This is a genomic window from uncultured Campylobacter sp., assembly GCF_938031315.1.
Taxonomy (GTDB): Bacteria; Campylobacterota; Campylobacteria; order Campylobacterales; family Campylobacteraceae; genus Campylobacter_B.
Genome location: NZ_CALHHT010000109.1, coordinates 1 through 6,418, shown reverse-complemented (window position 1 = coordinate 6,418; position 6,418 = coordinate 1). Strand labels below are relative to the sequence as shown.

Below are 6,418 nucleotides of genomic sequence, written 5' to 3'. Positions count from 1 at the left end.
TCTTTACAGAAACCCCGCCTGCGGCGTCGCTACGCTGGTTTTGAAAGAGATTTTTGCTTTGTTGCACTCGCAACTGCAAGCAGAACGCAAATTTTCGCTCCGCAGGCTATATAATGGACTACTTGCCGAAATAGAAATTTAAAAGGATATGAAAATGGAAAACCAGATCAAAAATTTTCTACAAAATTGCGAGCAGATCGTTAAATCACAAGCAAAGCGATACGAAAACCGTAGCTCTTTTGCGACGAAAATTCCACCTATTTTTATACTGCCTTATGATGAATTTGAGCAAAAATTCGGTTCAAATTTACATTTGGATCGTAATTTTGACGTGCTGATGTTTGACGGCGATCTTAGTCTTTCGGAGGACACGATAAATTCCGCTTGGCTTGAGGATAAATTTAGCGAAGCGGGCGGTAAAAATAGCGCACGAGCGATGTTTGTTAACGGAAATTTATCCACCGGCGGCGATATCATCGATGATGATTATCTGTTTTTGCAAGTCGCCAAAGATACGGCGTGTAATTATCTGCATTCGCAGGACGGCGTTATCGCAATCGGCGGCAATCTAACGGCGCTTTGGGGCATAAGCGGCGAATACAACGACGGAATGTTGCAGGTTTTTGGAAAAACGCAAGCGCCGTATATCGTCTCAAACGACCACGCGATGCCTGATCATAGCGCTAGCGAATGCGTCTATGTCCTAGACGGACGGATCGGTCAAAGCTACCCGGGCGCGCTTGAGGGTTGGGAATTTTTCGAAAATAGCGAGCTGATGTTTAAGGACGGAATTTGCGTAGATGAGCATCAGATCGATATTTCCGCCTTTTTTTAATTCGTAAAAAAGGGCGTTAATCCGCTGGTGGATTTTAAAACTTTTGAAGCTAGAAAAGTCGCCCTAGATGAAGAAAATGAAGAGCAGGAGCCTGGATATTCAAGCGATCTGCCCGAAAATTCCGAAACCGTCGCCGAGATATTAAATTTAGAAAATTTCAACGGTAGCGATGAGGAGCTATACGAGTATATGGTGAGCGAATTCGAGGCCATAGAAAAAATAGACGATGAAAGCGAAAAATATGCTTATGGCGGCAGGGCTTTCAAGCTGTCTATCATTGCGGCGAGAATGGCGGAAAATTGGCGGCTGATTACCCAGCGCTACTCTGCGCAGCAGATAGACGAGCTACGCAAAATCATCATTAAGAGTGCGACGAATTTAGCCGATTATTTTTTAAAAATCGGCGATAAAAAACAGCTTGCGTTCATCTATGGGTTTTTAAACGACGATGCGGTAAGTATCGAAAAGGATGAGCCGTTTTTATACGAAACGCTGGTGCGCGCGGGCTTGGAGTTGCAAGATTACGATAACGCTTACGCGCTAGTGTCCGTCATCGATAAAAAGTCCGAATTTCTGCCGCAGGAGGTGGCAAAAAGCATCGCGGACGTGATTAAAAGCGAAGGATACCGGGCTTGGCTGGCAAAGCAGTAAGCTCCGAAAAGCAAAATTTTAAATTTTTCTAAAAGATAAAAACCAAAAGAGGCGTTTATAAAATTTCAATCTAAATTTTTCGCGCCATAAAGCCGAACGTCTGCCGTAGAGCGGGTTTAAGCAAGGTGTCAAAATTTTAAAATTCCGTCAAATTTAAGTGCGTAAATTTAAACCCGCATTTGCAGGCTAAAATTTTACGGAAAATTCTTATCCTTGCTGCTGCACAGCTCGTTTAAAAAGCACTCTTTGCAGTTTGGCTTGATCGCCTTACAGGTGTAGCGGCCGAAAAGCACCATGCCTTGGTGCAGCTTGCCAAGATCCGTTTTAAAAGCCTCGCTAAGATCGCGCTCCGTAAGCTCAGGCGTCTTTGCACGGCTCAGCCCCAAGCGATGCGCAACGCGAAATACGTGCGTATCCACCGCCATCACGTTTGCGCCCGCGCCCTCCAAAAGCACGACGTGAGCGGTCTTTTGCCCCACGCCCGCAAGAGATTTGAGCCCCGCTTCATCAAGCGGCACGACGCCGTCAAAGTCGCGAACTACCGCCTGCGCCATTTTGATTAAATTTACTGCTTTGTTGTTGTAGAAATTGCACGAGCTAATTAGCAGCTTTACGCTTGCCAGATTAGCCTTTGCGAGCTCTGCAACGCTAGGAAATTCCGCAAAAAAGCGCGGCGTGATTAAATTTACTCGCTTGTCGGTACACTGCGCGCTAAGCATCACGCAGACCAAAAGCTGATAGTTGTCTTTAAATTTCAGCTCGCTGCGCTCTTCTGCGAAGTTTTGTAAAATTCTCTTTTTTATCTCTAAAATATCTTTTTTACTTCTCATGAGCGAATATTACCGCAATTTTCGTAAAAGCGAATTGAATGTTAACTACTTTGAGTTATAATTTTTGCTAAATTTTTTAAAGGAAAAACGATGAGAAAACTTATATTTTCGACACTTAGTTTGGCTGTGGCTATGAGCCTGAACGCTACCGTTTACGCAACCGCAAACGGCAAAGAGATTACCGAAAAAGAGCTTGCGCCGCTTCTTAGCGGGCTTGGGAACGTAAATATCGACGCTCTTCCGCCGACTCAAAAAAAGGAGCTGATCGACAAAGGTATCGAGCTTCAGCTACTAATTGACGAGGCGAAAAAATCGGGCGTAATGGACGACGATATGTATAAAAAGGAGCTTGATTTTCTCATCTCCACATCCTATGGCCCCGGTCGCTACGACAAGAGCTACGAAGAGCAGGGGCTTGATTATCCGTTTAGCTACGTAAGATGGACTGAAAATCGAAATATGAGCGAGTATCTAAGGCTGGTAAATGAAAATTTGATAAAGCTGGATAAGCTCATAGACGCAAAATACCCTATCGAGCAGGTAACGGAGGCGTTTGAGTCGCTACAGACTTCGCAGAATAAGCCGCTTATGGTTTTGCTTGATTACGGCGAGGCAAATTTAACCGAACTTGATAGCTATCTAAATCACGATAAAAAAATCATTATAAATTCTGCGCCAGTAAACAGGGATGTGATAAACGTCGCGTTCGTCGGAGTCGGCGGATTTGCTACCGGTATGCACCTGCCTAATATCTCAAAGCTTACGGATAAGTACAAAATTTACGCGACCATGAACCGAAGCGGACATAAGGCAAAGGCGGTGGCGCAGCAATATGGAGCAAGCTACGCTACTTCAAATTTAGACGATATTTTAAATGACAAAAACGTCGATCTGGTGATCATCTCCACAAGGCACGATAGCCATGCAGAGCTTACTTTAAAGGCGCTTGAAGCGGGTAAAAACGTATTTGTAGAAAAGCCGCTTGCGACGAATAAAGAGGAGCTTGAAAAGATAAAGAAATTTTACGAAGGGGAAGGCGACAAGCCCGTTTTATTCGTGGGATTTAATAGGCGATTTAGCGCTTACGCGCAGGAGATAAAAAAGCACACGAGCACTAGAATAAATCCGATGATAATTAGATATAGAATGAACGCGGGCTACATACCGATGGATCACTGGGTGCACGAAAACGGCGGCAGGATGGTGGGCGAAGCGTGCCATATAATAGATCTGATGACGGCGCTAACGGGAAGCGAGATACAGAGCGTATTTTCACAGGCGATCACGCCGAGCAACGAAAAATATAGCGCCGATGATAACAAATCCATCGTCTTAAAATACAAAGACGGCTCGGTGGCAAATATCGAGTATTTCGCAAACGGCAGCAAGGAGCTAAGCAAGGAATTTATGGAGATACACTTCGACGGCAAGAGCATCGTTTTGGACGATTATAAAAACCTAAAAGGATATGGAGTGGGGCTGAAAGAAATTTCAACGAGCGTAAGCCAAAAGGGGCAGCTTGAAGAGCTCGAGGTGCTATTTGGGACTCTAAAAAAAGGCAAAAGCTGGCCGATAGAGCTTTGGGATATGGTGCAGACGACGGAGATTTCGTTTTTGATATGAGTTCGTTAGTGCAAGATAGGCTTAAAAAATACGATAAAATTTTAATAATTGGACCATATCCGCCTCCTCTTGGCGGAGTGTCTGTTTATATTTATAGACTAAGTAGGTCGCTAGATAATTCGCAAGTATTTGATGTATCTAAGAAAGGTTTTAAGAAATATATCGATTTGTTTGCGGTATTATGCAAAACAAAATTTAGAGCTGTAAATATTCACTCGTTTGGCATTATGATAGTTTTTGTGCTTATGATTACTAGGCTTTTTAAAAATTTTGATTTAATTGCTACCAGCCATAATCCAAGGTTGTTTGAGGAGAGCTCTAAATTTAAGGCATTGATTTATAGAGTCTTTTTTTATTACGTAGATGTTTTGATGGTGGTTAATAAACACATTTTGGACGATTACAAAAGTAGGAATTTGCATATTCCAAAAAGTATTATAATCGAGCATGCTTTCTTGCCGCCACCGTTAGAGGAGGAAGATAAAATTTTAGCTACCTACCCCGAATCTTTTTACGATTTTATAAAAAGTAAGACGCGGATAATAACGGCAAACGCATTTCAAATATCTTTTTATAAAAATACCGACCTATACGGGCTTGATATATGCATAGAGCTCACGGCCAAGCTAAAAAATGTCTATCCAAATTTAGGGTTTATTTTTGCGCTAGCAAATGAAAAGGTTAATACGGAGTATATAGATAAAATGCGTCTGCGTATAAAAGATTTAAATTTAGAGGAAAATTTTTATTTTCTGACGGGGCAAAAAGAGCTTTGGCCTATATTTAAAAAGGCTAGCTTAATGATAAGACCTACGAATACCGATGGCGATGCCCTTAGCATTAGAGAGGCTTTATATTTTAAATGCCCTGCGATAGCAAGCGATGTATGCGATAGACCGACAGGAACGATTTTATTTAAGAACAGAAATTTAGGTGACTTATACGATAAAGTAAAGGATATTTTATGTTAGATAATGTGATTTTTAGAAAAGATGAAATAATAAAAATATGTTGTGATAAAAAAGTTTTACACCTAGGATTTATACAGCATAAGTTGTATGAACAAAAAATCAAATCAAATGATTGGCTTCATAGCAAAATTGCAGAAGTTGCTAGCTCCTTAGTCGGTTTTGATTATTTGCAAGAAGATGTAGAAATTTTGAAAGATAAATACGGATATATTGCATATTACGCAGATGTTACTCAACTGGATAAGCTTGAATATCAAGATAAATTTGATATTGTGGTATGTGGAGAACTGATTGAACATATTGAAAATCCTGGCCTAATGCTGGATGGTATAAAAAGATTTATGCATAATGAATCATTATTAATTATCACTACGCCGAATCCTTGGTCTAATGAGCGTATTAGACTAATAAAGTCTGGGAAGCTCGAAAATTTATGGTTAAATAAAGAGCATGTTTGTTGGTATAGCTTTGAGACATTAAAGCAATTATTGGACAGAAAAGAATATGTAGAGAAAAAATATGACTATTATTACTCAGAAAACAAAAATATGTTTTTTAAGACAAAATCCTGTTTAGACTATATTAAAATTTTGAAAAGAATATTAGTATATCAGTTCACTAAAAGACAAAATTATGACGGTCTATTTTTTATTGCTAAAGCAAAGAGTAGAGATGATTAGTAAAGCGAAATGGTTTTTAGATAAAACCTCTCCCATTATTTTCGGCATAGATGATATTACAAATTCAAAATGTCAGTCACGTTTTTTAAGAGAGCAATGTGATTGCGGTTATCTTGGATTAGGTGATGGAGGTCTATACAATTATTTTGTAAACTATTTATTAAATAAATATCCAGAAATTAGAGTTACATATTTTTTGGTAATGAATTCGCACTCAACATATTTAGATAACGGTAAAACTGGATCTATATACAATAATGATGATTTTTTAAAGCTATTAAATTCTATTCTTGGTAGATCTGATGAGATAGCATACCATGGACATAATCATGGATATTCCAATGCTACATTGATGGATAGAAAATGGTGCAGGGAATTTGAGCAGTATTCTCCGGGTGAGTATTTTAATATTATAAAAAATGATTTAGATCTTTTCAAAAAAACATTTGGCTACCAAATTTTAGGAGGAAGAACTCCGTGCTATAGTCTCAGAGAAGATTTGGTTGGAGGGTTAATTGACTTAAAATTTCGCTGGTGGTCTTTTGATTTCGAGCCTTTTAAGAATAATATTTCTTTGAAGTATGGCGATGATAAAATTCTAGCAATGCCGTCAAATATAAGTGGCGATGCTTTTATATATGGAAGGAATGCATTAAAAAGTAAAATTAAGCATTTTCTAAATATCCTTAAAATAGAAAATATGATAAAAAATAGATATGTGATTAGTATAGCAGAACATTTTATGAATGCTAGACCAGATGGGAAGAGGCAAACGCCAAATGTTTATGATGATATAAATTCTTTAGATTTTCTTTTTGGATATCTAAG

The 6,418-nt window shown here is 39.3% G+C and carries 7 protein-coding genes; 6 read left to right on the top strand and 1 reads right to left on the bottom strand.

Annotation, left to right across the window (positions count from 1 at the left end; translation table 11 throughout):
• The first annotated feature begins 154 nt into the window (after positions 1-154).
• Positions 155-835, top strand: a complete 681-nt coding sequence (locus Q0236_RS03090; RefSeq protein ID WP_297915027.1) for a hypothetical protein — start codon at positions 155-157, stop codon at positions 833-835.
• Positions 836-862: 27 nt separating this feature from the next.
• On the top strand, positions 863-1,486 hold the full coding sequence (locus Q0236_RS03085; RefSeq protein WP_297915023.1) for a hypothetical protein: 624 nt from the start codon (positions 863-865) through the stop codon (positions 1,484-1,486).
• A 194-nt stretch (positions 1,487-1,680) separates the two neighbouring features.
• On the opposite strand, the gene nth is transcribed toward Q0236_RS03085, so the two are convergent.
• On the bottom strand, positions 1,681-2,316 hold the full coding sequence (gene nth, locus Q0236_RS03080) for an endonuclease III (protein ID WP_005871825.1): 636 nt from the start codon (positions 2,314-2,316) through the stop codon (positions 1,681-1,683).
• Between the two features lie 90 nt (positions 2,317-2,406).
• On the opposite strand from nth, the gene Q0236_RS03075 reads away from it, so the two are divergent.
• From Q0236_RS03075 to Q0236_RS03060, 4 genes are all read left to right on the top strand, one after another.
• Entirely contained in the window at positions 2,407-3,939 is a 1,533-nt protein-coding gene (locus Q0236_RS03075) for a Gfo/Idh/MocA family oxidoreductase (protein ID WP_297915020.1), read from the top strand.
• An 8-nt stretch (positions 3,940-3,947) separates the two neighbouring features.
• Positions 3,948-4,910 (top strand): glycosyltransferase, encoded by a 963-nt coding sequence (locus Q0236_RS03070; RefSeq protein ID WP_297915017.1) that lies wholly within the window; start codon positions 3,948-3,950, stop codon positions 4,908-4,910.
• The gene (locus Q0236_RS03065) at positions 4,904-5,590 is read left to right on the top strand and encodes a methyltransferase domain-containing protein (RefSeq protein ID WP_297915014.1); all 687 of its coding nucleotides are present in this window, start codon (positions 4,904-4,906) and stop codon (positions 5,588-5,590) included. The genes Q0236_RS03070 and Q0236_RS03065 overlap by 7 nt, the downstream gene beginning before the upstream one ends.
• A partial coding sequence (locus Q0236_RS03060; RefSeq protein ID WP_297915011.1) for a hypothetical protein occupies positions 5,583-6,418 on the top strand: 836 nt, incomplete at its 3' end. The genes Q0236_RS03065 and Q0236_RS03060, both read left to right, overlap by 8 nt.